This is a genomic window from Vibrio sp. 2033, from assembly GCF_033339735.1.
This window is the reverse complement of sequence record NZ_JAWOVC010000167.1, coordinates 1-904: the sequence shown is the minus strand read 5'-3', so window position 1 is coordinate 904 and position 904 is coordinate 1. Positions and strand designations below refer to the sequence as shown.

Here is a 904-nt window from a genome sequence, read left to right as displayed (position 1 = left end):
CATCGTAATGTCAGCTTTCGCAACCACGCCTTGGTCATCAACGCGCCAAACGTAAGTTTTTCCATTTTCTTCAAAGAGCGCAGAATCTGGAATTTTGGTCGCTCCGGAGTTTTGTGACACGAGATACGCATTGCCTGACATACCTGGAAGAATGCCTAGCTCTGGCGGTCTTTCCATCACCATCGTCACTTTATAGCTGCCCGTTTTTGGGTCGGCTTCGGTGTCAATTTCTTGGAAAGTCAGATCGAAAGAGCGTTCGGGAAACGCGTCGAATATCATTTTTGCTGAAACATTCACGCCTTGCGTATAGCGGTTGAGCAAATAGTCAGGCAGTTGAAAAATCACCTTCATTACCTGATTGGTTTGAATGTTCATCACCCCTTCTTTGGCGGCAACGTATTCATGATTTTCGGCAGGAAGATAAGAAATGGTGCCATCGTAAGGAGCAACGAGTTGGGTGTAGCGCAAATTCGCTTTGGCTTGATCCCATTGGGCTTTAGCAGAGTTATGATTGGCTTTCGCTTCATCAAAATCTTGTTCAGAGACCACTTGGTCTTTCCGCAGCTTTTTATAGCGCTTGTACTGAACATCAGCTAACGCAAAATTCGCTCTTGCTTGCTTTTCCAATAAGGAATATTCATCTGGGTTAAGAACTGCTAGCACATCGCCTTTTTTAACGACTTGCCCTTCATTAACTTCGATAGATTGAAGCAATCCTGGGACACGAAATGCGAGTACAGCTCTGTCACCGGCTTCTGTGGTGGCGGGGAAATGGCGTTCAAATTGTGCGTTGCCAACAGAAACAGTAAAAAGTTTTGCGGGGCGAGATTCTGGCTCAGGAACTGGTGGAAGCTCTTTACCACAACCCGACAATGCAGCCGTGACGGCTATCGGAATGAGCAGT

At 46.5% G+C, this 904-nt stretch carries 1 protein-coding gene; it reads right to left on the bottom strand.

Features of this window, described 5'->3' with window-relative positions; genetic code table 11:
* The coding region (gene vmeG / locus R7P74_RS25350) for an efflux RND transporter periplasmic adaptor subunit VmeG (protein WP_318123404.1) at window positions 1-903 on the bottom strand (903 nt) is incomplete at its 3' end.
* Window position 904: the final 1 nt, after the last annotated feature.